This window comes from Pseudomonas sp. Z3-8 (assembly GCF_051131975.1).
GTDB lineage: Bacteria > Pseudomonadota > Gammaproteobacteria > Pseudomonadales > Pseudomonadaceae > Aquipseudomonas.
Genome location: NZ_CP071643.1, coordinates 4,413,322 through 4,437,898 on the forward strand (window position 1 = coordinate 4,413,322; position 24,577 = coordinate 4,437,898).

Sequence of the window (24,577 nt, forward strand, 5' to 3'; positions counted from 1 at the left end):
CGGCGTAGGGTGCATCCCTGAAACAGCTTATCGCAACAGTTCAAGGTGCAGACCCTTCGCGTCATCGCTGGACGTCTCCATGCGCGCGGCCCGCACACCCTGGCCAATGAGGGCCTGGCGCCAGACCTCGGCCTGCGGGCCGGCGATACTGACCCGAAGGCCGGTGTCCAGGTTCAGCGCCCGGGAGAGCAAGCGCTGCCAGGCGTCGTCCGGCTCGCCGGCAAGACGCGGCAGATCCAGCACGCCGGTGTCCTTGAGCTGGCGTAGCAACGTCGCAGATGTCGGCAGCAGATCCCCCAGGGGAGCGTTCGCTTCGAACTGTTCGACGTGCAGGTAGGCCTTGCGGTTGCCGCGGGTGATGGCATACAGCGCGATCAGCGTGTTGTCCGCCGGCGGCGCCAGGCGCAACAGCAGATAGGCCTGGCCGCTGTCGGCACCATAGAGTTTGGCATTGCCAAACACCTGGTTGGCCCACAGGCTGCTTTCACCGCAATCACGCGCCTGGCACCAGAAAAGCAGCTCGGCGTCCTGCTTCTGCAATGCTTCGCGAGCAGCGGTAAAAGCCTGGGTGGCGGTGTGCTCCGGCGGTAATTCATAGGTGACCGACGTGACGTTGCCGCGGGCGTCGACCTGCCCATCGAAGCGTAGCTGGCCGCTTATCCTGCGGATCGAGCCCATCGGGTAGATACGCTCAAGGTCGCTGGTTTGCTTGTACTCGACGATTTGCGCGTCGGGCATCCGCGGCACGCGCGCCAGGTCCTGGCTGCCGGACACATCGGCGGCCAGGGCGGCCGGACCGAAAGCGGCCAGCGCCAGCAGGGCGAATGAATACAAGGATAGTTTCATCGGATCGACTGTGCCTGGACCCGCGCGACGCGAAGGCGTCTTTTAATGCTGATGCGCAGCAAGGCGAATGTACGGTTTTCTGTCATGGTTGGCTCCCTTTCCACCCGCCAAGCCTCGACAGTTGCCCGGCGCAAGTCAAGAAACGCTGAAGAACCGATTGAAACAGTCTGCTACAAGAGCCGCACCGACCTCATCGTTCAGGTGCAAATGATGACCGCCAGGCAACCGCTCATGACTGAAGGGTAGACGTTCCAGCAACTCCGGATGCTGGGCCAGCATGCCGTCAGCTGCCACCACCAGGTGCGCTGGACAGGCGACTCGGGCCACGAACGCCATGGCCTGTTCATCGGTCAGGCGCAGTGGCGATGGCAAGGTCAGGCGGTTGTCGGTGCGCCAGGTATAGCCGCCCGACACTGGCATCAGGCCGCGCTGGGCGAGCAACTCGGCAGCCTCGCGACTGACCGCCACCAGCCCTTTCATGCGCGCTTCGATGGCTCGGTCGAGGGTTGTGTAGACCGGCTTGCGCTTTTCCTGCAAATCCAGCTGCGCCTGCAGGGCCATGCCCATCCGCTCCGCCGCATTGTCGCCCTTGGCTGTAGGCGGAATCACCCCGTCGATCAGGCCCAGGTGCGTGATCCGCTCCGGCAGAGAGCCGGCCAGCACCAGCGAAACGATGGCGCCCATGGAGTGCCCCAACAACGCGAAACGTTTCAAGCCCAATTGCTCGGCCACTTGCAGCACATCATGGGCGTAGTCCCACAGGGCGTAACCGGCCCCGGGCGGGCGGTGTCCGGAATGACCGTGGCCGGCCATGTCCAGGGCAATCACCCGCACACCCTCCAGCCGTGGGGCGAGCCGGGCGAAGCTGTTGGCGTTGTCCAGCCAGCCATGCAGCGCGATCACCGGCCGGCCATCCTCCGGTCCGAACAGGTGGGCGGCGAGTTCGATATGGGGCAAGCTCAGGCGAACCTCTTCGACGGCGTTCATGCGTCAGGCCCTTGCCAGCGCTGGAGCAGGTCCTTGAGCAGGTTGGCCGTGTCCTGGGGATATTCGAGGGGAAACATGTGGCCACCGGGCATGGTCAGGGATTCACCCTGCGGCATGCGCCCCACCACACGCGTGTGATGACGCATCACCACGCGACTCTGCCGGCCCCGTACTACCGCCAGCGGAACCTGGAGTGTTCCAGCCCTCGCGGGGCGGGTATGGGGCACGCCACGGTAGATGCTGATCTCCGTGGCCGGGTCGAAGCGCAGCCGCAACCGGTCACCGACGGGTTGCAAGCCATGTTGCAGATAAGCTTCAAAGCATTCCGGGTCGAAACCGCGAAACAGCGTTTTGCCGGCAAAATAGGCCCGCGCCGACGCCAGGTCGCTGAATTCCTCGCGTCGTCCCAGGGTCCGCCCGGCCGGGGTCAGGCGATCAATGAACCCCATGCGCTTGGCGGCCAGGATCAGCCATCGGTCGGCGCGGGTCAGCACCGGGGAATCGAGCATGACCACGCCGCGATACAACCGAGGGCAACGCAACGCCGCGTGCAAGTGCAACACACCGCCCAGGGAATGCCCGACGCCCCACACCGGTTCCGGTTGCTGCTCCAGGTGATGAATCAGCTCGTCCACCAGGTTGTTCCAGTTGTCGTCCACCGGAAACCGTGGGTCGTGACCGTGCAGTTCGAGGTGCGCGACCTCATATTGCGGCGCCAGCGCGGCGAACAGCTTGCCGTAGGTAGCCGAGGGGAAACCATTGGCGTGGGCGAAAAACACCTGTTGCGACATGTTGGCCGATCCGTTGCGAGAACTGCCACCGATTGTCCGCAGAACCCGATAGCCCGGCAATGACCGTAACTGACAGGAATGATGACAGTCGGGGTTGGGGTATGGCGCCCTGCCCCGCTGCCCCGTGGCGAGGGAGCTTGCTCCCGCTGGCCTGCGCAGCAGGCCCGAAGCCAGGCGACGCGGTATGTCAGGCTGCGCGAGTCAATTGACCGGGGGCCGCTTTGCGGCCCAGCGGGAGCAAGCTCCCTCGCGACGAAGACGTCCCCGTAGGGATCAACGCGCCGGCGGCTGCTCGCCCAGCGGCACTACCGCCATGGTCAGGCGCGATACACAGTTGACCTTGCCATCATCATTGACCAGGCGAATGTCCCAGACCTGCGTGGTGCGGCCCAGGTGAACCACGCGAGCCGTCGCGGTGACCCGCCCGCTGCGCACGCCACGCAGGTGGTTGGCGTTGATTTCCAGGCCGACGCAATAGAACTTGCTGGTGTCGACGCACAGGTAGGCGGCCATGGATCCGACCGTTTCGGCCAGCACCACCGACGCGCCGCCGTGCAGCAACCCGAACGGTTGGTGGGTGCGATGATCGACCACCATGCTCGCGGTCAGGGATTCGTCATCGAAGGATTCAAAACGGATGTCCAGCACTTCGCTGATGGTATTTTTACCGGCGGCGTTCAGTTGTTCGATGTTGGGGGTGGTGCGCCAAAGACTCATCGTGCCCTTCCTTCGTGATTTTTTGTTTTGCCCGCCCGCAAGCGGTTTCTCAGGGATGCCTGAGGCTCTTGAGTTTCATCGAGCCGGCCAACGGCAGGTCGCCTTCCAGCTCCGCCAGACCGGCCGTTTGCACCTGTTCAGGTTGCTGCAGGTGGCCGTGCTGCAACAAGCCCAGCAGGCTGCCCACCAGCGGGTTGTGGCTGACCAGCAGTACGTCGTCCTGGTCCTCCAGATGTTTCAACACATCGGCCGGCCGGGTCTCCGGGGTGAGCCAGTCGACCGTGATCAACTCTGGCTCGAACCCCAGGGCTTCACGCACCAGTTGCGCGGTTTGCTGGGCACGCACGTAGGGACTGGCATAAATGGCCCGCAACGGCTCAGCCATCAACTGCCCGGCGCTGCGCAGCACCTCTTCGCGGCCATGGACCGTCAATACCCGCTCAGGGTCCGGACGAGCCCCGTGCGGCTCTGCTTCACCGTGACGCAATACCCACAGTTTCATAGTTTCGGCTCCTCGTCACGGACCGGGTGCGGCGCCGGCGCCACGGTGTGAGGCGCTTCGCCTTCCGGTGTCCGCGGGGTCGGCCAGTCAGCGAAGGGCCAGGGTTTCTGGTCGCTGTGGAAAGTGCCGAAGCGGCCGATCTGCGCGAGGAACTGGCTCAGGCTGTCGCCAAAATTCATCAGGCTGGCGCTGGGTGCGCCGTAGATCAGTCGATAAACCAACTGCACCAGCACCACGGCGCCGAGGATGAATTGCGCCACCTGCCAGACCAGCAGGTAAATCACCATCCACAGCACACGCAGCAGGATGGATTCGTATTGTGGCTGCCCTTTCGGATCGTTCATGGTTCGCTCCTGCTTGCGGTCGATACGGAATCAGTTGAAACCGCTGGTGGAAATGAAATCGACATCGGTCTTCGGTTCGCCACGCATCAACAGTTCGATGACCTGCTCCAGCGTGCGCCCTTCAAACAGAATGGCGTGCAGTCCCGCGACCAGCGGCATATACACCCCGGTCTCCTGGGACTTGGCCTTGAGGACCTTGAGGGTATTGACCCCTTCCGCCACTTCGCCCAGGCGCGACACCGCCTCGTCCAGGCTCAGGCCCTGGCCGAGGGCGAAGCCGACCTGGTAGTTGCGACTCTTGGGCGAAGAGCAGGTGACAATCAGGTCGCCCACCCCGGCCAGCCCGAGGAATGTCATCGGGTTCGCACCCTGGCTGACGGCAAAACGGGTCATCTCCGCCAGCGCCCGGGTGATCAGCATGCTCTTGGTGTTTTCGCCCATGCCCAACGCGACCGCCATGCCGGCGATGATCGCGTAGACGTTCTTCAGCGCCCCGCCCAGCTCCACGCCGAAACGATCGGCGCTGGCATAGACCCGGAAGGTTCGGCCATGAAGGGCGGCCTGGACCCGCCGGCAAAGCTCCTCGTCTTCACTGGCGACCACGGTGGCGGTCAGCGCATGCTCGGCGATTTCCCGCGCCAGGTTCGGCCCGGAAATCACGCCGATGCGCGCCTTGGGGGCGATTTCCTCAAGAATCTCGCTCATCAGCTTGAAGGTCTGCGCCTCGATGCCTTTGGTCAGGCTCACCAGCAACTTGCCGCTCAGGCGTTCGGCGTGGGACGCCAGCACCGAGCGCAGGGCGCTGGAAGGCAGGGCAACGAAGAACAGATCGCTGCCCTCGAGCGTGGCCTGCAAATCGGTGACCGGCTCCACTTCAGGGCGAACCTTGATGCCCTTGAGGTAACGCGGATTCTCCCGGTTGAGCCGGATGGCCTCGGCCTGCTCCGGGTCACGCATCCACTGGCGCACCGCTTGGCCGTTCTCCGCCAGCAGGTTAGCCACGGCGGTGCCGAAACTCCCGCCTCCCAGGACCGCGATCGGGCGCTGTTCAGTCATATGCAATCCGCTCTTCCATACCAAGTGGCAATGCCCGGCATTATACGGAGCAGCCGAACCGCGACCAGCCCCGCCAGCAATTACCGATGGCAGTAGCAAGCTGACAATCAATTGCGAGGAAAATGCTGTCAACGTGAATGGAAAAGTCGCACGGCTCGGTTAACATGCCCGCCATCCCTCCTTCAATCAAAGGCTGTGCCGTGTTCGTTGGCCCTTCCCGTCCAGGTTCATCACTGCTGTTGGCGCTGGTCATCAGCCCCTCCGTGGTGGCCGATGATCTGTTCGTGGACAACCAGCCCCTGCCCCAGGTACTTACCGCCACGCGCCTGAAACAGTCGCCGGCGGCGGTGCCGGGCAGCATGACCGTGCTTGACAGCGAGTTGATCAAGGCCAGCGGTGCCCGGGACATCAGCGAACTGTTGCGCCTGGTGCCGGGCATGATGGTCGGCAACCTCAGCGGCAACCAGGCCACGGTGAATTACCACGGCACCAACGCCAGCGAAGCGCGACGCATGCAGGTGCTGATCGATGGCCGCTCGGTGTACCGCGCCGGCCTCGCCACGGTGGACTGGAGTGACATTCCGGTCGCCATGGAAGACATCGACCGGATCGAAGTCTTCCGCGGCCCCAACACCGTCAGCTACGGCGCCAATGCGCTGATGGCAGTCGTCAATATCATCACCCGCGCCCCGGCAGGTAGCCACGGCACCCGGTTGAAAATGACCCGCGGCCAGCGTGGCATCAGCGACTGGTACGCCAGCCAGGGCAGCGGTTGGGAAAATGGCGATATGCGCCTGTCCTTGTCCGGCCAGGAAGACGACGGTTTCGACAGTGACCGCAACGGCGCGGACTACCGCGACAGCCGGCGCCTGAACCGCATCAACCTCTCCGTCAGCCAGGCCCTGGACGAATGGCAGAGCATCGATTGGCAACTGAGCGCCAAGGAGGGCAGCAACCAGCGGCCCTATACCTATCGTCCGGTTTTCGCCGGGATAACCGCGGCCGGGGACAACTCCGATGTCATCGCCAAGGACTACGCCGGTTCGTTGCGCTGGAACCTCGACCTGGACCCCAACCACAGTCTTTATGTACAAGGCTCGATCCAGCATTGGGATCGCCAGCAGACCTGGCGCGCCTGCGATGCCGAGGTGTCCTTCAGCCCGCAACTGACCGACCTCTGGCAGCTCAACCCGAATTACGCCGAGAAGCTGGCGCGCAATATTCCAAGCTTCCTTGGCACAGGGGCACCTGCCGGCACGGCCCAGGAACAGGCGCTGGCCAACCAGGTGATCGATCAATGGCGCAACGGTGCCTCGCGAACCCTGTGCGGCGACATCGACCAGAGCGCCCGGGAGTCACGTTACGACCTGGAAATCCAGGACACCCTGAGCCTGTCCGATAGCCTGCGCCTGGTCACCGGGGCGAATTATCGCTACGACCGGGCCGACTCCGAGACGTACTTCAATGGCACGCTGGACGACACCACCTGGCGTCTGTTCGGCCAACTCGAATGGCGCGCCAGCGAGCATTGGCTGCTACAGGGTGGGGCGATGTTCGAAGACACCCGCCTGACCGGCAGCTCACTGACCCCGCGAGTCGCGGTCAATTACCTGATCAACCCGCGACACGGGCTTCGGGCGGTGTACTCCGAAGCGGTGCGCTCGCCAGACATGTTCGAGAACAACGTCAACTGGAGCTACCAGGTCACCAACCTGCGGCCCGCCGCGTTCGGCCAGGACAGCGCGCGCTATTTCGTCCGCACGCGCGGCCCGGGGAACCTCGAGCAGGAGCACATGCGTTCGCGAGAGCTGGGCTACAACGGTTATTTCATGGACCTGGGCCTGACGGTGGATGTGAAGCTGTTCCATGACGAAATCACCGGCATGATCAGCGAACCGCTGCGCAACAACCAGTACATCGCCAGCAATGCCAACGACTCGCAGTTCGACGGTGCCGAGACCCAGCTCGACTGGCGCCTGACCAGCGCCGATCGCCTGCGCCTGACCTATGCCTACGTCGATGCCCAGGCCAGCAATCCTCTCGACGAACAACTGACCGCCCGCAACAGCGGCTCGGCCGGATGGCTGCACGACTGGGGCCAGGGCTGGAACAGCGCGGTTTTCTATTACGGGGCCGACGATCTCAATGGCTACCGCTACGAGCGGGTCGATACCCGCGTCGCCAAGCGGATCCCCCTGGGCAAGGCCAGCCTGGAGCTGGCGGGTATCGTGCAGCATCGCCTCGATAACCAGCCGACCACGTTCGCCGACAATCGCTACGACGCCCGTCACGTCCTGTATTTCAGCGCGGAGCTGTCGTTCTAGATGTCTGCGGACCAACCGCGCAAGACGCCCCTCCGTGGCCGCCTGCCGCTATTCCTGTGCCTGGCGTTTGTCAGTCTGCTGACGACCCTTGATGCCCGGGCCGCCGAGATTCTCTTGACCGGCGCCCAGGATACCCCCGGCGTGCAATCGTTCACCCAGGCCCTGCAAGCCCGACGCCCGCAAGACAACGTGCGGTTCGCGCCATTGGCCAGCCTGCCGTCGCCGGACCGCCTGCCCGGCGATGTGCGCCTGGTCCTGCTTGATCCGCCAAGCCTCGACTGGCGCCTGCAAAAAAACCACGGCCCGGCCACGCTGGTCCTGCGCATCAGTCGCTTGCAGGCATACGAACGCCTGGGCGAGGCAACGCCTGAGCGTCTGAGCCTGCTGTGGAGCGATCCGCCCATGGCGCGGCAACTGCAACTGATCCGCAGGGTGCTGCCGCAAGTGCGGCGGGTCGGCGTGCTGTTCGACCGGCACAGCGAATTCCTGCTCAAGGACATCCAGCAGGCAGCCAGGCCGCTGGGCCTGGAAATCGTCAGCGAACGCTGGGACGACAGCAGCGACAACCGTCCCTTGCAGAACCTGCTGGGCCGCAGCGACGTACTGCTGGGCCTCGATGACCCCGACCTCTACAACCCCAAGACCGTGAAGAACCTGCTGCTCAGCAGCTACGCCCGGCAACGCGCGCTGATCGGGCCAAGCGCCGCGTTTGTCAGGGCCGGCAGCCTGGCCAGCACCTACAGCGACCAGGACGACTGGCTGGCGATCCTCGACGAATTGCTCGACCGTCCCACCGCCAGTTGGCCGCGCACGCTGTATCCGGTCCGTTTCAAAGTCATGAGTAACCAGCAGGTCGCCCGCTCGCTGGGCATTGAACCGATTGATGCCGAAGCCGTCGCTGCGCAGTTGGCAGAAGGAGAACACCGCCCATGACCTTGCGTCGACGTTGGGATATCAATACCCGCACCCAGCTCATTGCCCTCGGCCCGGCATTGTTGCTGACCGTGCTGTTGATCAGCTTCTTTACCTTCGTGCGAATCCAGGACTTGCGCCAGGAACTCAACCACACCGGGCAACTGATCGCCAACCAACTGGCTCCGGCTGCGGAATACGGGGTGATTTCCGGCAACAACGAAGTGCTGGAAAGTTTGCTCACCGCCACCCTGGCCACCCCTCATGTACGCTTCCTGGAAGTCCAGGACCGCACGGAGCGGATCCTCGTGTACGTCGAGCAACCGGCGCAGACGCGCAACCACTCGCGGCAGGTGGAGGTGTTCCAGGCTCCGGTTCGCCTGCAACGCATTGCGCTGAACAATGACTTCCTGCAAGGCACCAGCCCGTCCACCGAGGCGCCCGGCGAAGACTACCTGGGCCGCGTGATCGTCGGCATGTCCAGTGATGCCTTCAGCGAGCGCCAGCAGGAGATCCTGCTCAAGGCCGCGATCCTGGCGTTGTTCGCCCTGCTCTTTACCTTCCTGGTGGCGCGCCGACTGGCCGCCAGCCTGTCACAGCCGATCCGCGACATCGGCAACGCGGTCAAGGCGATCCAGCAAGGCGACTACAGCACCCCGTTGCCGATCGTCGACGACGGCGAACTGGGCGCTCTGTCGCGGCACATCAACAATCTGGCCGACGGCCTTGAGCAGGCCAGCCGCGAACAGCAGCAAGCCATGGCGCAGTTGATCCAGACCCGCGAGGAAGCGGAAAAGGCCAACAGCGCCAAATCGGAATTCCTGGCCATGATGAGCCATGAACTGCGCACGCCCATGAATGGTGTCCTGGGCATGTTGCAGTTGCTGGAAACCACCCAGATGACCGACGAGCAGCACGAGTACACCGCGCTGGCTTCGGAATCCACCGAGCACCTGCTGAAGGTGATCAACGACATTCTCGACTTCTCGCGCATCGAACGTTCGGCCCTGGAACTTGAACATATCGCTTTCAACCTGGCGGAACTGGTCGGCAGCTGCGCCCAGTCGTTCCAGCACAGCGCCGCGCAACGCAAGCTGGGCCTGGACTTGCTGATCCCCGACGACATGCGGGCCCTGCAAGTGCAAGGCGACCCGACGCGGATCCGCCAGATCCTGGTCAACCTGATTGGCAACGCACTGAAGTTCACCGACCAGGGGCGCGTCACCGTGCAATGCCAGTGGCAGGCGCTGGATCACGAACTGCTGTGGTTCACCTGCACGGTACGCGACAGCGGGATCGGCATCCCGGCCGACAGCCTGGAGCGCATGTTCGATGCGTTCCAGCAGGCCGACAGTTCGATTTCCCGCCGCTATGGCGGCACGGGCCTGGGCCTGCCGATCGCGCGCACCCTGGCCGAACGCATGGGCGGCACACTGCGGGCCCAGAGCGTGGAAGGCCAAGGTTCGGTGTTCACCCTGGAAATCCCGCTCGCGCTGTCGCGGCAGTCTCCACCGACCCTGGCCCCGCGCGCGCCCGGTGGCGGCAATGATGGCGAGGGCCGCAACGTCTTGCTGGTGGAAGACAATCCGGTCAACCAGACCGTGATCGAAGCCATGCTGCGCAGCCTGGGCTTCACGGTCAGCGTCGCCACCGATGGCGCCCAGGCCGTGCGCAGCGCCGAAAGCCTGATTTTCGAAGTCATCCTGATGGACTGCCGGCTTCCGGTGATCGACGGCTACGAAGCCACGCGACAGATCCGTCAGTTGCCGGGCTGTGCCGAGGTGCCCATCATCGCCCTGACGGCCAACGCGTTGCAGGGCGACCGTGAAGCCTGCCTGGCCGCAGGCATGAACGATTACCTGGCCAAGCCATTCAAAAGAATTGACCTGCAGCAGATTTTGCAGCGCTGGGTACGTTGATCCGGGGCCCCGGACCATCTGTGACTGGCGTGAAAGGCGAAAGTGCGGCAGTCTTAAGCACCCGGACAAGTCTCGATCGGGAAACGAATAACAATTTCAGTGCACAGGTGTACATTCATTTTCCCGTGTGCTGTGACTTTCACTACAACGCAATAGTCTATGAGTAGGCTGCCGACTCGAGGCATGAACGCTTCGATCGGCCGGGAAGATTTGCCCCACCCTGCCGCATGGGACTATTGAGGAGCTCGCATGACCAAACAAAACGCCTTTACTCGGGAAGATCTGCTGCGCTGCAGTCGCGGTGAGCTGTTCGGCCCAGGTAACGCGCAACTGCCCGCCCCGAACATGCTGATGGTGGATCGCATCACCCATATCAGCGACGAGGGTGGCAAGTACGGCAAAGGTGAATTGGTCGCCGAGCTGGATATCACTCCGGACCTGTGGTTCTTCGCCTGCCATTTCGAAGGTGACCCGGTGATGCCGGGCTGCCTGGGCCTGGATGCCATGTGGCAACTGGTCGGCTTCTTCCTTGGCTGGCAGGGCCTGCCGGGTCGCGGTCGCGCCCTGGGTTCGGGCGAGGTGAAGTTCTTCGGTCAGGTGCTCCCGACCGCGAAGAAGATTACCTATAACATTCATATCAAACGCGTCCTCAAGGGCAAGCTGAACATGGCCATTGCCGATGGTTCGGTGGCTGTCGACGGTCGCGAGATCTACACCGCCGAAGGCCTTCGGGTCGGCGTTTTCACCTCCACTGACAACTTCTAAGGGTTATCCGCATGCGCCGCGTCGTTATCACTGGTCTGGGCATCGTTTCGTGCCTGGGCAATGACAAAGAGACCGTCTCCGCTAACCTGCGTGCAAGTCGCCCTGGCATCCGGTACAACCCGGAATACGCCGAAATGGGTCTGCGTAGCCAGGTTTCCGGCTCCATTGACCTCAATCTCGAAGAGCTGATCGATCGCAAGATCTACCGTTTCGTCGGCCACGCGGCAGCTTATGCCTACCTGGCCATGAAGGACGCCATCGCTGACTCCGGCCTGACCGACGAGCAGGTTTCCAACGTGCGCACCGGCCTGATCGCCGGTTCCGGTGGCGCGTCGACCCTGAACCAGATGGAAGCGCTGGACATCCTGCGCGAAAAAGGCGTCAAGCGTGTCGGCCCGTACCGCGTCACGCGGACCATGGGCAGCACCGTGTCGGCCTGCCTGGCCACGCCATTCAAGATCAAGGGCCTGAACTACTCGATCTCCTCCGCCTGCGCCACCAGTGCCCACTGCATTGGCACCGCGGTCGAGCAGATCCAGATGGGCAAGCAGGACATCGTCTTCGCCGGCGGCGGCGAAGAAGAACATTGGAGCCAGTCGTTCCTGTTCGACGCGATGGGCGCCTTGTCCAGCAAGCGTAACGATTCCCCGCAGACAGCTTCCCGTGCCTACGATGCCGACCGTGACGGTTTTGTCATCGCCGGCGGTGGCGGCATGGTCGTGGTCGAGGAGCTGGAACACGCCCTCGCCCGTGGCGCGAAGATCTATGCGGAAATCGTCGGCTACGGCGCCACTTCCGACGGCTACGACATGGTCGCGCCAAGCGGCGAAGGTGCCGTGCGCTGCATGCAGATGGCCATGTCCACCGTCGATACGCCAATCGACTACCTGAACACCCACGGCACCTCGACTCCGGTCGGCGACGTCGCGGAGATGAAGGGCGTACGTGAAGTGTTCGGCGACAAGGCCCCGGCCATCAGCTCCACCAAGAGCCTGTCGGGTCACTCCCTGGGCGCCGCCGGCGTTCACGAAGCGATCTACTGCATGCTGATGATGGAAGGCAACTTCATGGCCGGTTCGGCCAACATCGACGAGCTTGACCCGGAAGTGGCCGACCTGCCGATCCTGACCAAGACTCGCGAAAACGCCACTATCAACACCGTGATGAGCAACAGCTTCGGCTTCGGTGGCACCAACGCCACCCTGGTGATGAAGCGCTGGCAGGGTCAGTAAGCCCCGCTGCTACGCCACACACAAAAACGCCCCGACTGGTTCGGGGCGTTTTTTTATCTGCTCACAACACAAAATCTCTGAGGGAGCTCCCCTGTGGGAGCGAGCTTGCTCGCGATGGCGCCAGATCAGTCAGTATCGATTTTGTTGATCCACCGCTATCGCGAGCAAGCTCGCTCCCACATTGGCTTGTGGTGGATAAATTCAGCGCACCACAAACCGCTGCTGCGTCAGCAACCGATCACCCTGGAACACCATGAATCGCCACTCCCCCGGCATCACTTCGTGGCTTTCGGTGAATTCGTAGGCCATCACATCCTGCGGCGCGCCAGGCACCAGCTTCTGGATGACTTCGAATTTGTCATGGCGCACGCCATCGGGGGTACGGATGCCCGGGGTGAAATACAACAGGGTCAACGGCTGGTCATCCGCGACCTTGCCGGCCAGCTGGTAGCGCATGCCAAATTTGGTGCCCAGCTTTGCCGGTACGCTCTCGGTCTGGCGGATCTGCTCATTGCTGCGCCGCAGGACCCGCTCGCCCGATTGCAATTCGGCTTGCGGCCCTTCGAAGACACCGTATTCCACCGGACCTTCGACACGGACTTCGGCCTGTGCCAGGCCGCAGGTCAACAACAGCGCGACCAGTGCGCTTGAACGGGTGAGATGCATAGTGCGCTCCTTGATTGAGATGAGCGCGAGGGTATGACGCGGGAGTGACAGCCTGATGACAAAGCGATGTTCGCCACGCCACCAACAGCCCAGGGAATGGCAGACCTGTGGCGAGGGAGCTTGCTCCCGCTCGGCTGCGCAGCAGTCGCCAGATTTTGGGGCTACTGCGTAGCCCAGCGGGAGCAAGCTCCCGCGCCACAAAAACGGACTTAGCGGGTCAGTGAGCGCGGCAACACCGCCAGAAAGTTATCCCGCGCCACTTTCCTCGCGACATCTTCCGGCAAGGCATCAAGGAACGGGTCGAAGCTGTGCAGCTCCTTGCCCAGCTTGTTGAAGCGTCCGACCACATCAGATCCGACCATGAAGCGCTCCGGGAAGCGCTCCACCAGTTTTACCCATTCCTCGCGGGGCTTACCCGCCTCGTCGAGCAAATACGGCGTGAGCATGCTCCAGGACAGGTCGATGAACAGATTGGGATAAGACTCAAGCATCCGCGTCAGGGTGGGCAACAGGAAATCCAGCCGAGTCTGGTGCCGATGGATTTCCATGCTGGTGCCGGCATGAGCCCAGATGAATCGCGTATGGGGATGATTGCGCAACGGCTCTTCGACCTCCGCCAGGTACAGCGGATTTTTCTCACGCTTGGAGGTGATGTTGGAATGCAGCATCACCGGCAGGTCATTTTCCGCCGCGAGGTGATAGATCCGCGTCATCGCTTCGTTGTTGGCGCGCGGTGTGTCGCCGGAGGTCAGCGCCGTCAGGTCATCATGGCGGGTGAAGACTTCGCCGATGCCTTGCCACAGCCCCGGATACAGATCGAGCATGCGCTGGATATGAGCGTCGGAGTTCTTGTCATTGGGATTGAAGCCGGACAGGAACGGATGGAAGTACTGCCGCTGTTCGGCGGGCAGTTTGTTTACCGCGGCGGCCACAATCACATCGGTGGCGCTGTACCAATAGGCGTCGGCATCGTCACCGGCGTAATAGCGCGGGCGCTTGGGTTCGTCTTCATGCCATTTCTTGGCCACCGGCACGCCGGAGATCATCACATGCTCGATGCGATTGTCCGCCATGGCCTTGAGCAACTTGGGCATGCCGGCCGTTTCCTGGAAGAAATCGACGTAGTGCAGGTGCGCATCACTGTAGGTGTATTCGCGAGCCACAGCGCCGGTGCTCGAAACAGTCAGCAGCCAAATGAAGATCAAACGGGTCAAGGGCACAGGCAGTCTCCGAAAAGCCATAAGCAGCATAGACCCATCCGTCCCGCCTGGGTTCAGCCAGCGCTGCCGTCCGCTGTAGCCTCGGGTTATGCTTTGCGCATTCGTCGTTCAACCTGGAAGACACCATGACCGCTCCCCTGATCGTTCGTCCCCGCGCAGAAGACGTGGAGGGCCAGCCGATTCTTCGCCCGCTGCCGTCCGCCAAATGCCGCAGCGTCGGGCCTTTCGTGTTTTTCGACCATATGTTGCAAACCACCTACCCGGCGGGCAAAGGCATGAACATCCGCCAGCACCCGCACATCGGGTTATCCACCCTCACCTACCTGTTCGAAGGAAAACTCCAGCACAAGGACAGCCTGGGTTCCGACCAGGTAGTGGATGCCGGGGATGTCAGCTGGATGACGGCGGGCAGCGCGATCGCCCATGTCGAGCGTACTCCGCAGTCGTTGCTGGGCAGCGCTTTTGTCATGCATGGCCTGCAAGTCTGGCTGGCCTCGCCCCAGCCTCGTGAGCAGGGCCCCGGGCACTACAGCCATCATCCGGCGCCGACCTTGCCGGTCAGCGAGAATCTGGGCGTCAGCATCCGCATGATTGCCGGGTCAGGCTTTTGCCTGGAATCGCCGGTACCGGTGCTCTCGCCTACGTTGTATGCCGAACTGAACCTGCAAACCGCGACGACATTGTTGATTCCCACCGAGCATGAAGAGCGTGCACTGTATGTATTGAGCGGCGAGGCGCAACTGGACGGTGAGCCGCTGGAGCTTCATTCGCTGGTCATCCTGCCGGCCGGAGAAGAGATGGCCCTGTTCGCCAGCAGCGACTGCCATGCCGTGCTGTTCGGCGGGGCACCGCTGGACGGGCCACGGCGGATGAACTGGAATTTCGTCGCCAGCGACCCGGCCCGTATCGATGAAGCCCGCCGGCGCTGGGCGGCCGGGGACTGGCCGACTGTGCCGGGGGAAAGCGAGCGGATCGAATTGCCCTGATTTCAGGGGTGTCTCATATGCAGCCATCGCGAGCAGGCTCGCTCCCACACTGGATCGGCGCGGTTCGCAGATCTCGCGTACAACTCGGTTCAATGTGGGAGCGAGCCTGCTCGCGAAAGCAATATGACAGAAGCCAGGGCAATCAGCCCTTGAACACCTCATCCAGCAAATTATGCATCGACCGGAACGCCCGCCCGGCGACCTTGGCGTTGTACATCATCTTGCCCGGCACATTGGCCTGAGGATCGGTGAAGGAATGCACCGCGCCGCCATAACTCAGCAATTGCCAGTCCACCCCGGCGGCGTTCATCTCCTCCTCGAAAGCCGGCAACTGTTCTTTCGGCACCAGCGGATCGGCGGCGCCATGCATCACCAGGACGGCGCCCTGGATATTCTGCGCATCGGCCGGGTTCGGCGTATCCAGGGTCCCATGGAACGAGATCGCAGCCTTGAGCGGTGCGCCGCTGCGAGCCAGCTCCAGTGAACAGCAACCACCGAAGCAGAAGCCGAACGTGGCCAGTTTCGCCGTGTCGACCTGCGCTTCGCCCTGGTTCTGCAATTGCTCCAGCGCAACCTGCATGCGCTTGCGCAACAAGGCCCGGTCATTCTTGAGCGGCATCATTGCCGCTCCCGCCTCGTCGGCGTTGGTCGGGCGCAGCGTCTGCCCGTACAGGTCGGCGATCAGCACCACGTAGCCGTTGGCGGCCACCGACCTGACAATGTCCTCGGCCCCCGCCCCCACGCCCATCCAGTTCGGCGCCATCAGCAAACCCGGACGCGGGCCCTGCTGGTTGACGTCGAAGGCCAGGCGACCTTCATAGCTTTGCCCATCGATCTGATACACCAGTGAACGAACCGTAACCTGACTCATGACGGACTCCTCTTGATGAAACATTCAAGAAGCCCTTGTGGGAGCGAGCTTGCTCGCGATTTCGGTCCGACATTCAACAGATGCGTTGACTGGTCTACCGTCATCGCGAGCAAGCTCGCTCCCACAGGGACTTTCTTACGTCAGATCAAGCTGACAGCTCAACCAGCAGCTTGTTCAAACGCCGGACATAGGCCGCCGGGTCCTTCAGGCTGTCGCCGGCCGCCAGGGCCGCCTGGTCGAACAGGATGTGCGAGAGGTCGCCAAAACGCTCTTCGCTCTGCTCGTTGTCGAGTTTTTCCACCAGCGGGTGAGCCGGGTTGAATTCGAAGATCGGCTTGGAATCCGGCACCTTCTGGCCGCTGGCCTCAAGGATCTGGCGCATCTGCAGGCCGAGGTCCTGCTCGCCGATGGCCAGGATGGCCGGGGAGTCGGTCAGGCGGTGCGAGACACGCACTTCGCTGACGGCATCGCCCAACGCAGTCTTGATCCGCTCGACCAGGCCTTCCTTGCTCTTGGCGACTTCTTCGGCGGCTTTCTTGTCTTCTTCCGAATCCAGGTTGCCAAGGTCGAGGTCGCCACGGGCCACATCGACGAAGCTCTTGCCGTCGAACTCATTGAGGTAGCTCATCAGCCACTCATCGATGCGGTCGGTCAGCAGCAGCACTTCGATGCCTTTCTTGCGGAAGACTTCCAGGTGCGGGCTGTTCTTGACCTGTGCATAGGTTTCGCCGGTCAGGTAGTAGATCTTGTCCTGGCCTTCCTTGGCGCGGGCCAGGTAATCGGCCAGGCTGACGCTCTGCTCGCCGTCGTCACTCTGGGTCGAGGCGAAACGCAGCAGGCCGGCGATCTTCTCTTTGTTAGCGAAATCTTCGGCCGGGCCTTCTTTCATCACCTGGCCGAAGTTCTTCCAGAAGCTCTTGTATTGCTCAGGCTCGCTCTTCGCCAGCTTTTCCAGCATGTCGAGGACGCGCTTGGTCAGCGCCGACTTCATGGAGTCGATGATCGGATCTTTCTGCAGGATTTCCCGCGAAACGTTCAGCGACAGGTCGTTGGAGTCCACCACACCCTTGATGAAGCGCAGGTACAGCGGCAGGAACGATTCGGCCTGGTCCATCACGAACACGCGCTGCACGTACAACTTCAGCCCGCGTGGTGCTTCGCGCTGGTACAGGTCGAATGGCGCACGGGCCGGCACGTACAGCAGCGAGCTGTATTCCAGCTTGCCTTCGACCTTGTTATGGCTCCAGCTCAGCGGGTTCTCGTAGTCGTGGGCGATGTGCTTGTAGAACTCCTGGTATTCCTCGTCCTTGATCTCGGTACGAGGACGGGTCCACAGGGCACTGGCGCGGTTGACGGTTTCCCATTCCACTTCAGGTTTTTCTTCGCCTTCGGCAGCGGTGACTTCCTTCGGCAACTCGATCGGCAGCGCGATATGGTCAGAGTATTTCTTGATGATGTTGCGCAGGCGCCAGCCATCGGCGAATTCTTCTTCACCGGACTTCAGGTGCAAGACGATGCGGGTACCGCGCTCAGCCTTGTCGATGGTCGCGACTTCAAATTCGCCTTCGCCCTTGGATGACCAGTGCACGCCTTCGCTCGCTGCGAGGCCGGCACGGCGGCTGAACACTTCGACCTGATCGGCAACGATGAACGCGGAATAAAAACCGACGCCGAACTGACCGATCAGGTGGGAATCCTTCTTCTGGTCGCCCGACAGGTTTTTCATGAAATCGGCGGTGCCAGACTTGGCGATGGTGCCCAGGTGCGTGATCACCTCGTCGCGGCTCATGCCGATACCGTTGTCTTCGAGAGTGACGGTTTTCGCGTCCTTGTCGAAGCTCACACGGATTTTCAGCTCCGCGCCGCCTTCCAGCAGTTCTGGCTTGGACAGCGCTTCGAAACGTAATTTGTCGACAGCGTCAGAGGCGTTCGAGATCAGCTCGCGAAGAAAAATTTCCTTATTCGAATACAGCGAGTGAATCATCAGGTGCAGCAGTTGCTTCACCTCGGTCTGGAAGCCCAGGGTTTCCTTTTGAGTTTCCACGCTCATGGTCATCAAACTCCAAGTGGATGGTGGTGTCCGCCTCGCTGAGATTGGCGGCGGGATGTCCACAAGGTGGGGGCACCGGTGATGATTTCAAGGGGCGGTCGGCCTGGAGGGTGCAGGGATCTTGAAATGGGCCCTAGCCGTGGCAATCGGTTCGGCTTCGGATTCCTGCCAGGCGGTGATCGCCACATTGGCCACGCGCCGGCCCTGGCGCCAGACCTGACACCGGGCATAGGTGTCACGAAACTGTCCGGCGCGCAGGTAATCCAGGGAAAAATCGATGATCTTCGGCACCCCGGTCGCACGGGTCGCAATCAGTAGATGAACGGCGGCCGACAGCTCCATGAAACCGGCAATCACCCCGCCATGGATCGCGGGTAGTAAAGGGTTACCAATGTTGTCCTTGTTGGACGGCAGGCAGAACAGCAACTCGTCGCCCTGACGAGAACATTCGACGCCGATGAGGCGCGCATAGGGGATCGAGGCCAGCAGCAGCGCGTAGTCGCCATGCTCGCAGGCCTGGCGCAGGTGTTCCTCGGTGATATCGCTCATGGCTTTTGCGCTGCAGCCGTCAGGCCACCCTTTCTCATTCCCCGAGCGCTATCGCCCAGGCGCATGAAAGTGCCCACCACATGGGCGATGGGTTGCGCGGGATCATCCTGGTAGGCAAAACCCCGGCTGAAAATCACGTCCGGCGTGACCCTATAGCACTGGGCGAAACCATAGATGGCTTTATCAGGCATGGCCGCGTGCATGTAATCGATGCGCAGATCCAGGGTCGGGCAGACCTCGAATTGCGGCAGCACGCACAAGGTCGACATGCCACAAGCGGTATCCATCAGCGTGGTCAGCGCTCCGCCATGGACGATGCCTGTCAGCGGATTACCAACGATAGATGGGCTGTAGGGCAACATCACAGTCAAACCTTCGGAATTGGCGCTGTGCAATGTCAGACCCAGCACCTGGCAATGCCTTAGCGCGGATAAGAAGCGTGTCGCACGCTCAAAAACGGAATCCTCAGCCATTTGTGTTAATGCCCTTATGTATGAAGAAGCCCAACAACGACCGTGGGCCATAAAGTTCCGCTGCGCTGCAAAGTTATATATCTAGAGCAAAAGAGGAACTTAACCCGAGGGGGCGCGCTCAAAAGGCCAGTAGTTATATCCATAAGGAGAAACACCCCATGCGTAAGACTTTTGCTATTGCCTTGATGTTGGCCGCCTCCCTCGGTCTCGCTGCCTGCGATAAAAAATCCGAGGACAAGGCTCAAGATGCCAACCAACACGCTGAACAAGCTCAGCAAGACATGAACAAAGCACAGGATAAAGTGAACGACGCGGCGAAAGAAAACGCCGAAGCTGCCAAAGCTCAGTCTGAATCGAACAGTGCCGCCCAGCAGGAACAAGCCCCTGCTACCGCGCCTAAAACCAACTGATACGGTTTCAGTGGTAAAAGAAAACCCGCCTGGTGCGGGTTTTCTTTTGCCTGCGATTTGAGAAAGCTGCCGTCAGGTCGCTTCCTTGCCGGTTTCGGGCACCGGCGCTTCGGTAGGCGTATAGACCATCACATCCAGCACATCCGAATGAAACTCGCGCTGATACAACACAAACACCACGCCGGCGCTCATCAGCATGAACAGCCACGGGCTGACGAACCACGCCAGCATGGTCATGCCGAAATAATAGGCACGCAAGCCGAAGTTGAACTGGTTGGCCGCCATCGAAATGACCCGCGCCGCCCTCGAAGCAAAGGCCTTGCGCTCCAGCTCGGAGACATGCCGCTCGCCGATCATTGGCGCCGAACCTACCAGGACCGCGGCGAAGTTGTATTGGCGCATGCACCAGCTGAACGTGAAGAACGCGTAGACGAACACCAGCGCAAGACACAGCAGCTTCACTTCCGCCATGCCTTGGGAGGCCTGTTGTACCAACGGCAGGTCCGCAAGCAGCGATACCGCGCGGTCAGACGCCCCGAGCACGGTCAGGATACCGGCCAGGATGATGAGCGTGCTGGAGGCAAAGAACGACGCGTTGCGCTCCAGGTTGCCGATCACGCTGGCATCGGCAATGCGGTTGTCGCGCAGCAGCATGCGACGCATCCAGTCTTCGCGGTACAGGTGCATCACGCTGGCCAGGCACGCCGTGTCGCGGGCCTTCCAGGAGGCGTAACGGGTATAGCCGGCCCAGCAGATGATGAACCAGACGGCGGCGAGCAGATGGATCAGGTTGGCTTGGATGAATGACATGCAGTTCCCTGTGATGAAACAAAACCTGCGGCAATAATATCAGCGAACCCTGTGGGAGCGAGCCTGCTCGCGATAGCGATATAACTTTCGCTTCTATGTCAGCAGTTCGGGCGCTTTCGCGAGCAGGCTCGCTCCCACAGGTCCACGGAAAAAGACACTGTTCCAATAAAAAATGCCCCGCATCGATTGATACGGGGCATTTCGTTTTACCGATGGGCCTGCTGGAAGCCGCTTACGCCAACGCTTCGCTGCGCTTGCCCAGCAGTCGATCGCAGACCACTGCGACCACCAGGGTCATGACCGAAGGCACCAGCCAGGCCAGGCCCTGGTCGCTCAACGGCAGGTGGGCCAACTGCGTCGGCAGCCAATCCGCCAGCCCGGCGCCCTTGAGGGCGTCGATCAAGCCGAACAGGAACGACACCAGCATGACCGGGCCGACGATGCGCCCCTGCTCATGCCAGAAGTCCTTGCAGAAGCTCAGGGCGACCAATGCGATGCAAGGCGGATAGATCGCGGTCAGGACCGGAATCGAGAAAGCGATCAGCTTGGTCAGCCCGAGGTTGGACACCAGCAGCGAAAACGCCGCCAGGATGATCACCAGCGTCTTGTAGGACAGCGGCAGGACGCGGCTGAAGTACTCGGCGCAGGCGCAGGTCAGGCCAACCGCCGTCACCAGGCACGCCAGCGAGATCAGTACCGCAAGGAAGCCGCTGCCCAGGCTGCCGAAGGTATGTTGCACGTAGGCATGCAAGACGGCCGCGCCGTTGGTCGCGCCCGCGGCAACTTCATGGCTGCCCGAACCCAGGCGGAACAGGCTGACATAGACCAGCGCCAGCCCCACCCCGGCGATAAGCCCGGCGATGATGGCGTAGCGGGTGATCAAGGCCGGAGACTCGACCCCTCGGGAACGGATGGCGTTGACGATGACGATGCCGAACACCAAGGCACCGAGGGTATCCATGGTCAGGTAGCCATTGATGAAGCCTTGGGAAAACGGCGCCGCCACGTATTCGGGAGTCGCCACGCCGATGTCGCCCGCCGGCAAGGCAAACGCGGCGATGCCCAGCACCGCCAGGGCGATGATTTTCAGCGGCGCGAGAAAGCGCCCGACGGTGTCCAGCAAGCGGCCCGGATAAAGCGAGATGAAGAACACCACCAGAAAGTACACCGCGCTGTACAGGAACAACGCCAACGGGCTCTCGCCGGTCAGCGGTGCCAGGCCGACTTCGAACGATACGGTAGCGGTTCGCGGGGTGGCGAACAGCGGGCCGACCGCCAGGTAGCACACCGCTGCCAGCAAACCACCGGCGATCTTGCCGATGGGGCTGCTCAAGGCGTCCATCGCGCCGCCGACCTTGGCCAGCGCAACGACCGTGATCACCGGAAGCCCGACCGCCGTGATGAGAAAGCCCAGCGCCGCCATCCAGACATGAGGCCCGGACTGCAAACCGACGATAGGCGGGAAGATGATGTTGCCAGCCCCGACGAACAGGGCAAATGTCATGAAACCAAGCGCCAGGATGTCCTGGCCTTTCAACACTTTCATTAAGGAAACCACACTACTGAATCGGAATTTAGAGAGGGATTTCCCTTATGGGTGAGGGAAATGCTGCCGATCCGTATGAGACCGACCCGTTTAGCGCGTCGCTTCCTTGTGGGCAGCGGTCGCAAAAATGGCTGCTAGCCTAACGAATTCAAGTGAAAAACGCACTGTTACAGGGCGAACTATCCGATACACGACATTGCTGTGTCGCATTTACGTATCTATTTTTCGGCTCGCGCCTATTCTCCAAGCTACCTATCCCCCGTGGCGAGGGAGCTTGCTCCCGCTGGGCTGCGCAGCAGCCCTCATTCAGGCGCCTGTATCTATTCAGACAAAAAGCGCTGTCCAGTTTACGACTGCTGCGCAGCCGAGCGGGAGCAAGCTCCCTCGCCACAAGAGCGAACCAGAAACGACAAAGGCCACCCGAAGGTGGCCTTTGTTGCTGGAACGAAGGGTCAGCCGAAGCTTACTTCTTCATTTCCCAGCCAGTCAGCTCGGCCAGGGCCTTGCCGATGTCTGCCAGCGAACGCACGGTTTTCACGCCTGCGTCTTGCAGCGCAGCGAACTTCTCGTCCGCAGTGCCTTTGCCGCCGGAGATGATTGCACCCGCATGGCCCATGCGCTTGCCCGCAGGGGCAGTCACACCAGCGATGTAGGAAACGACCGGCTTGGTCACGTTTGCCTTGATGTAGGCAGCGGCTTCTTCTTCAGCGGAACCGCCGATCTCACCGATCATGACGATCGCTTCGGTCTTCGGGTCTTCCTGGAACAGCTTCAGGATGTCGATGAAGTTGGAGCCTGGGATCGGGTCACCGCCGATGCCGACGCAAGTGGACTGACCGAAACCGGCGTCAGTGGTCTGCTTCACGGCTTCGTAGGTCAGGGTGCCGGAACGGGAAACGATACCGACCTTGCCTGGCAAGTGAATGTGACCTGGCATGATGCCGATCTTGCATTCGCCTGGAGTGATCACGCCTGGGCAGTTAGGGCCGATCAGGGTAACACCCAGTTCGTCGCACTTGACCTTGGCATCCAGCATGTCCAGGGTAGGAATGCCTTCGGTGATGCAGACGATCAGCTTGATGCCGCCGAATGCTGCTTCCAGGATGGAGTCCTTGCAGAAAGGAGCTGGAACGTAGATCACGCTGGCGGTGGCGCCAGTGGCAGCTACAGCGTCTTTCACGGTGTTGAACACTGGCAGGCCCAGGTGCTCGGTGCCGCCTTTGCCCGGCGTTACACCGCCGACCATCTGGGTGCCGTATTCGATGGCTTGCTGGGTGTGGAAGCTACCTTGCGAACCGGTAATGCCCTGGCAGATAACCTTGGTGTCTTTGTTGATCAGGACGCTCATTATTTGCCCTCCGCAGCTTTGACGACTTGTTGAGCAGCGTCGGTCAGGCTGGTAGCAGCGATGATGTTCAAACCGCTTTCTGCCAGTACTTTAGCGCCCAGTTCAGCGTTGTTGCCTTCAAGGCGCACAACAACCGGGATTTTCACGCCGACTTCTTTCACGGCGCCAATGATGCCTTCGGCAATCATGTCGCAGCGAACGATGCCGCCGAAGATGTTGACCAGTACTGCAGCGACGTTGGAGTCGGACAGGATGATCTTGAACGCTTCGGTAACGCGTTCCTTGGTAGCACCGCCGCCCACGTCGAGGAAGTTGGCTGGCTTGCCGCCATGCAGGTTGACGATGTCCATGGTACCCATGGCCAGGCCGGCACCGTTGACCATGCAGCCGATGTTGCCTTCCAGCGCTACGTAGTTCAGTTCGAACTTGGCAGCGTGCGCTTCGCGCGGATCGTCCTGCGACGGATCGTGGAAAGTCTTCAGCTTAGGCTGACGGTACATGGCGTTGGCGTCGATGTTGATCTTCGCATCGAGGCAGTGCAGATCACCGTCGGCCTTGATCACCAGCGGGTTCACTTCCAGCAGGGCCAGATCGTGATCCTGGAACAGTTTGGCCAGGCCAACGAAGATCTTGGCGAACTGGGCAACCTGCTTGCCTTCCAGGCCCAGCTGGAAAGCCAGCTCGCGACCCTGGAATGGCTGTGCGCCAACCAGTGGATCAATGGTGGCCTTGAGGATTTTCTCAGGGGTGTCGTGAGCGATTTTCTCGATGTCCACGCCACCTTCGGTGGAAGCCATGAACACGATGCGGCGGCTCGAACGGTCAACGACAGCGCCCAGGTACAGCTCTTTAGCGATATCAGTGCACGATTCAACCAGGATCTTGGTGACTGGCTGACCGTTGGCGTCAGTCTGGTAAGTCACCAGACGCTTGCCCAGCCACTGCTGTGCGAAGGCTTTGGCGTCTTCTTTGCTGCGAACCAGCTTGACGCCGCCCGCTTTACCGCGACCACCGGCGTGAACCTGGGCTTTGACAACCCATTCGCTGCCGCCGATCTTGTCGCAAGCTTCTGCTGCCGCTTCCGGGGTGTCTACCGCGTAACCGGTGGATACTGGCAGGCCGTACTCAGCGAACAGCTGCTTACCCTGATACTCGTGAAGATTCATGCTTATTACCGTCTTCGTTAGGTACTGCGCATTCGGTGCTGCACCGTTGTGGTGCCGCACCACCTGTGACTGCTGCTTGCGTAGCGT

At 61.6% G+C, this 24,577-nt stretch carries 24 protein-coding genes; 7 read left to right on the forward strand and 17 right to left on the reverse strand.

The genetic code is table 11. The features are described from left to right. Positions 1–27: 27 nt before the first annotated feature. The 7 genes from J3P94_RS20150 to J3P94_RS20180 form a co-directional block, all read right to left on the reverse strand. Positions 28–834 carry a DUF4892 domain-containing protein gene (locus J3P94_RS20150; RefSeq protein ID WP_434574263.1) on the reverse strand — a complete coding sequence of 269 codons (807 nt, stop codon included), beginning with the start codon at positions 832–834 and terminating at the stop codon, positions 28–30. A gap of 147 nt (positions 835–981) precedes the next feature. After that, complete coding sequence (locus tag J3P94_RS20155) at positions 982–1,833, reverse strand: alpha/beta hydrolase (protein WP_434569391.1); 852 nt, start codon at positions 1,831–1,833, stop codon at positions 982–984. Then, a complete protein-coding gene (locus J3P94_RS20160) occupies positions 1,830–2,624 on the reverse strand; it encodes an alpha/beta fold hydrolase (RefSeq protein ID WP_434569392.1) in 795 nt (264 codons plus the stop codon). The genes J3P94_RS20155 and J3P94_RS20160 overlap by 4 nt, the downstream gene beginning before the upstream one ends. Positions 2,625–2,897: 273 nt before the next feature. Then, complete coding sequence (locus J3P94_RS20165; protein ID WP_434569393.1) at positions 2,898–3,341, reverse strand: hotdog fold thioesterase; 444 nt, start codon at positions 3,339–3,341, stop codon at positions 2,898–2,900. A gap of 49 nt (positions 3,342–3,390) precedes the next feature. Then, positions 3,391–3,843, reverse strand: a complete 453-nt coding sequence (gene sixA / locus J3P94_RS20170) for a phosphohistidine phosphatase SixA (protein WP_434569394.1) — start codon at positions 3,841–3,843, stop codon at positions 3,391–3,393. After that, on the reverse strand, positions 3,840–4,187 hold the full coding sequence (locus J3P94_RS20175) for a DUF4389 domain-containing protein (RefSeq protein ID WP_434569395.1): 348 nt from the start codon (positions 4,185–4,187) through the stop codon (positions 3,840–3,842). Before J3P94_RS20175 ends, sixA begins: the two co-directional genes overlap by 4 nt. A gap of 30 nt (positions 4,188–4,217) precedes the next feature. Next, positions 4,218–5,243 (reverse strand): NAD(P)H-dependent glycerol-3-phosphate dehydrogenase, encoded by a 1,026-nt coding sequence (locus J3P94_RS20180; protein WP_434569396.1) that lies wholly within the window; start codon positions 5,241–5,243, stop codon positions 4,218–4,220. A 164-nt stretch (positions 5,244–5,407) separates the two neighbouring features. Here J3P94_RS20180 and J3P94_RS20185 point away from each other — a divergent pair, with 164 nt between their 5' ends. The 5 genes from J3P94_RS20185 to fabB all read left to right on the forward strand — a co-directional run bounded on the left by J3P94_RS20185 (position 5,408) and on the right by fabB (position 12,395). Beyond that, on the forward strand, positions 5,408–7,567 hold the full coding sequence (locus J3P94_RS20185) for a TonB-dependent receptor plug domain-containing protein (RefSeq protein ID WP_434569397.1): 2,160 nt from the start codon (positions 5,408–5,410) through the stop codon (positions 7,565–7,567). After that, positions 7,568–8,500 carry an ABC transporter substrate-binding protein gene (locus tag J3P94_RS20190; protein WP_434569398.1) on the forward strand — a complete coding sequence of 311 codons (933 nt, stop codon included), beginning with the start codon at positions 7,568–7,570 and terminating at the stop codon, positions 8,498–8,500. Next, a complete protein-coding gene (locus tag J3P94_RS20195; RefSeq protein ID WP_434569399.1) occupies positions 8,497–10,398 on the forward strand; it encodes an ATP-binding protein in 1,902 nt (633 codons plus the stop codon). The genes J3P94_RS20190 and J3P94_RS20195 overlap by 4 nt, the downstream gene beginning before the upstream one ends. Positions 10,399–10,647: 249 nt before the next feature. Continuing rightward, positions 10,648–11,163: a 3-hydroxyacyl-[acyl-carrier-protein] dehydratase FabA gene (gene fabA, locus J3P94_RS20200; RefSeq protein WP_030138344.1), complete on the forward strand. Its 516-nt coding sequence runs from the start codon at positions 10,648–10,650 to the stop codon at positions 11,161–11,163. Between the two features lie 11 nt (positions 11,164–11,174). Then, complete coding sequence (gene fabB / locus J3P94_RS20205; RefSeq protein ID WP_434569400.1) at positions 11,175–12,395, forward strand: beta-ketoacyl-ACP synthase I; 1,221 nt, start codon at positions 11,175–11,177, stop codon at positions 12,393–12,395. Between the two features lie 201 nt (positions 12,396–12,596). Here the strand turns inward: fabB and J3P94_RS20210 are convergent, their stop codons facing one another. Together J3P94_RS20210 and J3P94_RS20215 are read right to left on the reverse strand one after the other, a co-directional pair. Further along, positions 12,597–13,061 (reverse strand): DUF3859 domain-containing protein, encoded by a 465-nt coding sequence (locus J3P94_RS20210; protein WP_434569401.1) that lies wholly within the window; start codon positions 13,059–13,061, stop codon positions 12,597–12,599. Positions 13,062–13,270: 209 nt separating this feature from the next. Beyond that, positions 13,271–14,287, reverse strand: coding sequence for an amidohydrolase family protein (locus J3P94_RS20215; RefSeq protein WP_434574265.1), 1,017 nt, complete (start codon positions 14,285–14,287; stop codon positions 13,271–13,273). A 119-nt stretch (positions 14,288–14,406) separates the two neighbouring features. On the opposite strand from J3P94_RS20215, the gene J3P94_RS20220 reads away from it, so the two are divergent. Then, positions 14,407–15,267 carry a pirin family protein gene (locus J3P94_RS20220; protein ID WP_434569402.1) on the forward strand — a complete coding sequence of 287 codons (861 nt, stop codon included), beginning with the start codon at positions 14,407–14,409 and terminating at the stop codon, positions 15,265–15,267. 142 nt (positions 15,268–15,409) lie between these two features. On the opposite strand, the gene J3P94_RS20225 is transcribed toward J3P94_RS20220, so the two are convergent. From J3P94_RS20225 to J3P94_RS20240, 4 genes are all read right to left on the reverse strand, one after another. Next, positions 15,410–16,138 (reverse strand): dienelactone hydrolase family protein, encoded by a 729-nt coding sequence (locus J3P94_RS20225; RefSeq protein WP_434569403.1) that lies wholly within the window; start codon positions 16,136–16,138, stop codon positions 15,410–15,412. Positions 16,139–16,283: 145 nt separating this feature from the next. Then, positions 16,284–18,188 (reverse strand): molecular chaperone HtpG, encoded by a 1,905-nt coding sequence (gene htpG, locus J3P94_RS20230; RefSeq protein WP_305496099.1) that lies wholly within the window; start codon positions 18,186–18,188, stop codon positions 16,284–16,286. A gap of 87 nt (positions 18,189–18,275) precedes the next feature. After that, a complete protein-coding gene (locus J3P94_RS20235) occupies positions 18,276–18,737 on the reverse strand; it encodes a PaaI family thioesterase (protein WP_434569404.1) in 462 nt (153 codons plus the stop codon). Next, positions 18,734–19,210, reverse strand: a complete 477-nt coding sequence (locus J3P94_RS20240) for a PaaI family thioesterase (protein ID WP_434569405.1) — start codon at positions 19,208–19,210, stop codon at positions 18,734–18,736. The genes J3P94_RS20235 and J3P94_RS20240 overlap by 4 nt, the downstream gene beginning before the upstream one ends. A gap of 158 nt (positions 19,211–19,368) precedes the next feature. Here J3P94_RS20240 and J3P94_RS20245 point away from each other — a divergent pair, with 158 nt between their 5' ends. Then, positions 19,369–19,620: a hypothetical protein gene (locus J3P94_RS20245; RefSeq protein ID WP_030138335.1), complete on the forward strand. Its 252-nt coding sequence runs from the start codon at positions 19,369–19,371 to the stop codon at positions 19,618–19,620. Positions 19,621–19,692: 72 nt separating this feature from the next. On the opposite strand, the gene J3P94_RS20250 is transcribed toward J3P94_RS20245, so the two are convergent. From J3P94_RS20250 to sucC, 4 genes are all read right to left on the reverse strand, one after another. Then, positions 19,693–20,430 (reverse strand): DUF599 domain-containing protein, encoded by a 738-nt coding sequence (locus J3P94_RS20250; protein WP_434569406.1) that lies wholly within the window; start codon positions 20,428–20,430, stop codon positions 19,693–19,695. A 232-nt stretch (positions 20,431–20,662) separates the two neighbouring features. Further along, positions 20,663–21,976: a branched-chain amino acid transport system II carrier protein gene (gene brnQ / locus J3P94_RS20255; protein ID WP_305496103.1), complete on the reverse strand. Its 1,314-nt coding sequence runs from the start codon at positions 21,974–21,976 to the stop codon at positions 20,663–20,665. Positions 21,977–22,439: 463 nt separating this feature from the next. Then, positions 22,440–23,324 (reverse strand): succinate--CoA ligase subunit alpha, encoded by an 885-nt coding sequence (sucD, locus tag J3P94_RS20260; RefSeq protein WP_305496104.1) that lies wholly within the window; start codon positions 23,322–23,324, stop codon positions 22,440–22,442. After that, positions 23,324–24,490 carry an ADP-forming succinate--CoA ligase subunit beta gene (sucC, locus tag J3P94_RS20265; RefSeq protein WP_305496105.1) on the reverse strand — a complete coding sequence of 389 codons (1,167 nt, stop codon included), beginning with the start codon at positions 24,488–24,490 and terminating at the stop codon, positions 23,324–23,326. Before sucC ends, sucD begins: the two co-directional genes overlap by 1 nt. Positions 24,491–24,577 lie beyond the last annotated feature (87 nt).

Coding starts and splice junctions, on each gene's coding strand:
- J3P94_RS20155 (WP_434569391.1), bottom strand. CDS start 1,833: ATGAACGCCGTCGAAGAGGTTCGCCTGAGCTTGCCCCATATCGAACTC.
- J3P94_RS20160 (WP_434569392.1), bottom strand. CDS start 2,624: ATGTCGCAACAGGTGTTTTTCGCCCACGCCAATGGTTTCCCCTCGGCT.
- J3P94_RS20165 (WP_434569393.1), bottom strand. CDS start 3,341: ATGAGTCTTTGGCGCACCACCCCCAACATCGAACAACTGAACGCCGCC.
- sixA (WP_434569394.1), bottom strand. CDS start 3,843: ATGAAACTGTGGGTATTGCGTCACGGTGAAGCAGAGCCGCACGGGGCT.
- J3P94_RS20175 (WP_434569395.1), bottom strand. CDS start 4,187: ATGAACGATCCGAAAGGGCAGCCACAATACGAATCCATCCTGCTGCGT.
- J3P94_RS20180 (WP_434569396.1), bottom strand. CDS start 5,243: ATGACTGAACAGCGCCCGATCGCGGTCCTGGGAGGCGGGAGTTTCGGC.
- J3P94_RS20185 (WP_434569397.1), top strand. CDS start 5,408: ATGCCCGCCATCCCTCCTTCAATCAAAGGCTGTGCCGTGTTCGTTGGC.
- J3P94_RS20190 (WP_434569398.1), top strand. CDS start 7,568: ATGTCTGCGGACCAACCGCGCAAGACGCCCCTCCGTGGCCGCCTGCCG.
- J3P94_RS20195 (WP_434569399.1), top strand. CDS start 8,497: ATGACCTTGCGTCGACGTTGGGATATCAATACCCGCACCCAGCTCATT.
- fabA (WP_030138344.1), top strand. CDS start 10,648: ATGACCAAACAAAACGCCTTTACTCGGGAAGATCTGCTGCGCTGCAGT.
- fabB (WP_434569400.1), top strand. CDS start 11,175: ATGCGCCGCGTCGTTATCACTGGTCTGGGCATCGTTTCGTGCCTGGGC.
- J3P94_RS20210 (WP_434569401.1), bottom strand. CDS start 13,061: ATGCATCTCACCCGTTCAAGCGCACTGGTCGCGCTGTTGTTGACCTGC.
- J3P94_RS20220 (WP_434569402.1), top strand. CDS start 14,407: ATGACCGCTCCCCTGATCGTTCGTCCCCGCGCAGAAGACGTGGAGGGC.
- J3P94_RS20225 (WP_434569403.1), bottom strand. CDS start 16,138: ATGAGTCAGGTTACGGTTCGTTCACTGGTGTATCAGATCGATGGGCAA.
- htpG (WP_305496099.1), bottom strand. CDS start 18,188: ATGAGCGTGGAAACTCAAAAGGAAACCCTGGGCTTCCAGACCGAGGTG.
- J3P94_RS20235 (WP_434569404.1), bottom strand. CDS start 18,737: ATGAGCGATATCACCGAGGAACACCTGCGCCAGGCCTGCGAGCATGGC.
- J3P94_RS20240 (WP_434569405.1), bottom strand. CDS start 19,210: ATGGCTGAGGATTCCGTTTTTGAGCGTGCGACACGCTTCTTATCCGCG.
- J3P94_RS20245 (WP_030138335.1), top strand. CDS start 19,369: ATGCGTAAGACTTTTGCTATTGCCTTGATGTTGGCCGCCTCCCTCGGT.
- J3P94_RS20250 (WP_434569406.1), bottom strand. CDS start 20,430: ATGTCATTCATCCAAGCCAACCTGATCCATCTGCTCGCCGCCGTCTGG.
- brnQ (WP_305496103.1), bottom strand. CDS start 21,976: ATGAAAGTGTTGAAAGGCCAGGACATCCTGGCGCTTGGTTTCATGACA.
- sucD (WP_305496104.1), bottom strand. CDS start 23,324: ATGAGCGTCCTGATCAACAAAGACACCAAGGTTATCTGCCAGGGCATT.
- sucC (WP_305496105.1), bottom strand. CDS start 24,490: ATGAATCTTCACGAGTATCAGGGTAAGCAGCTGTTCGCTGAGTACGGC.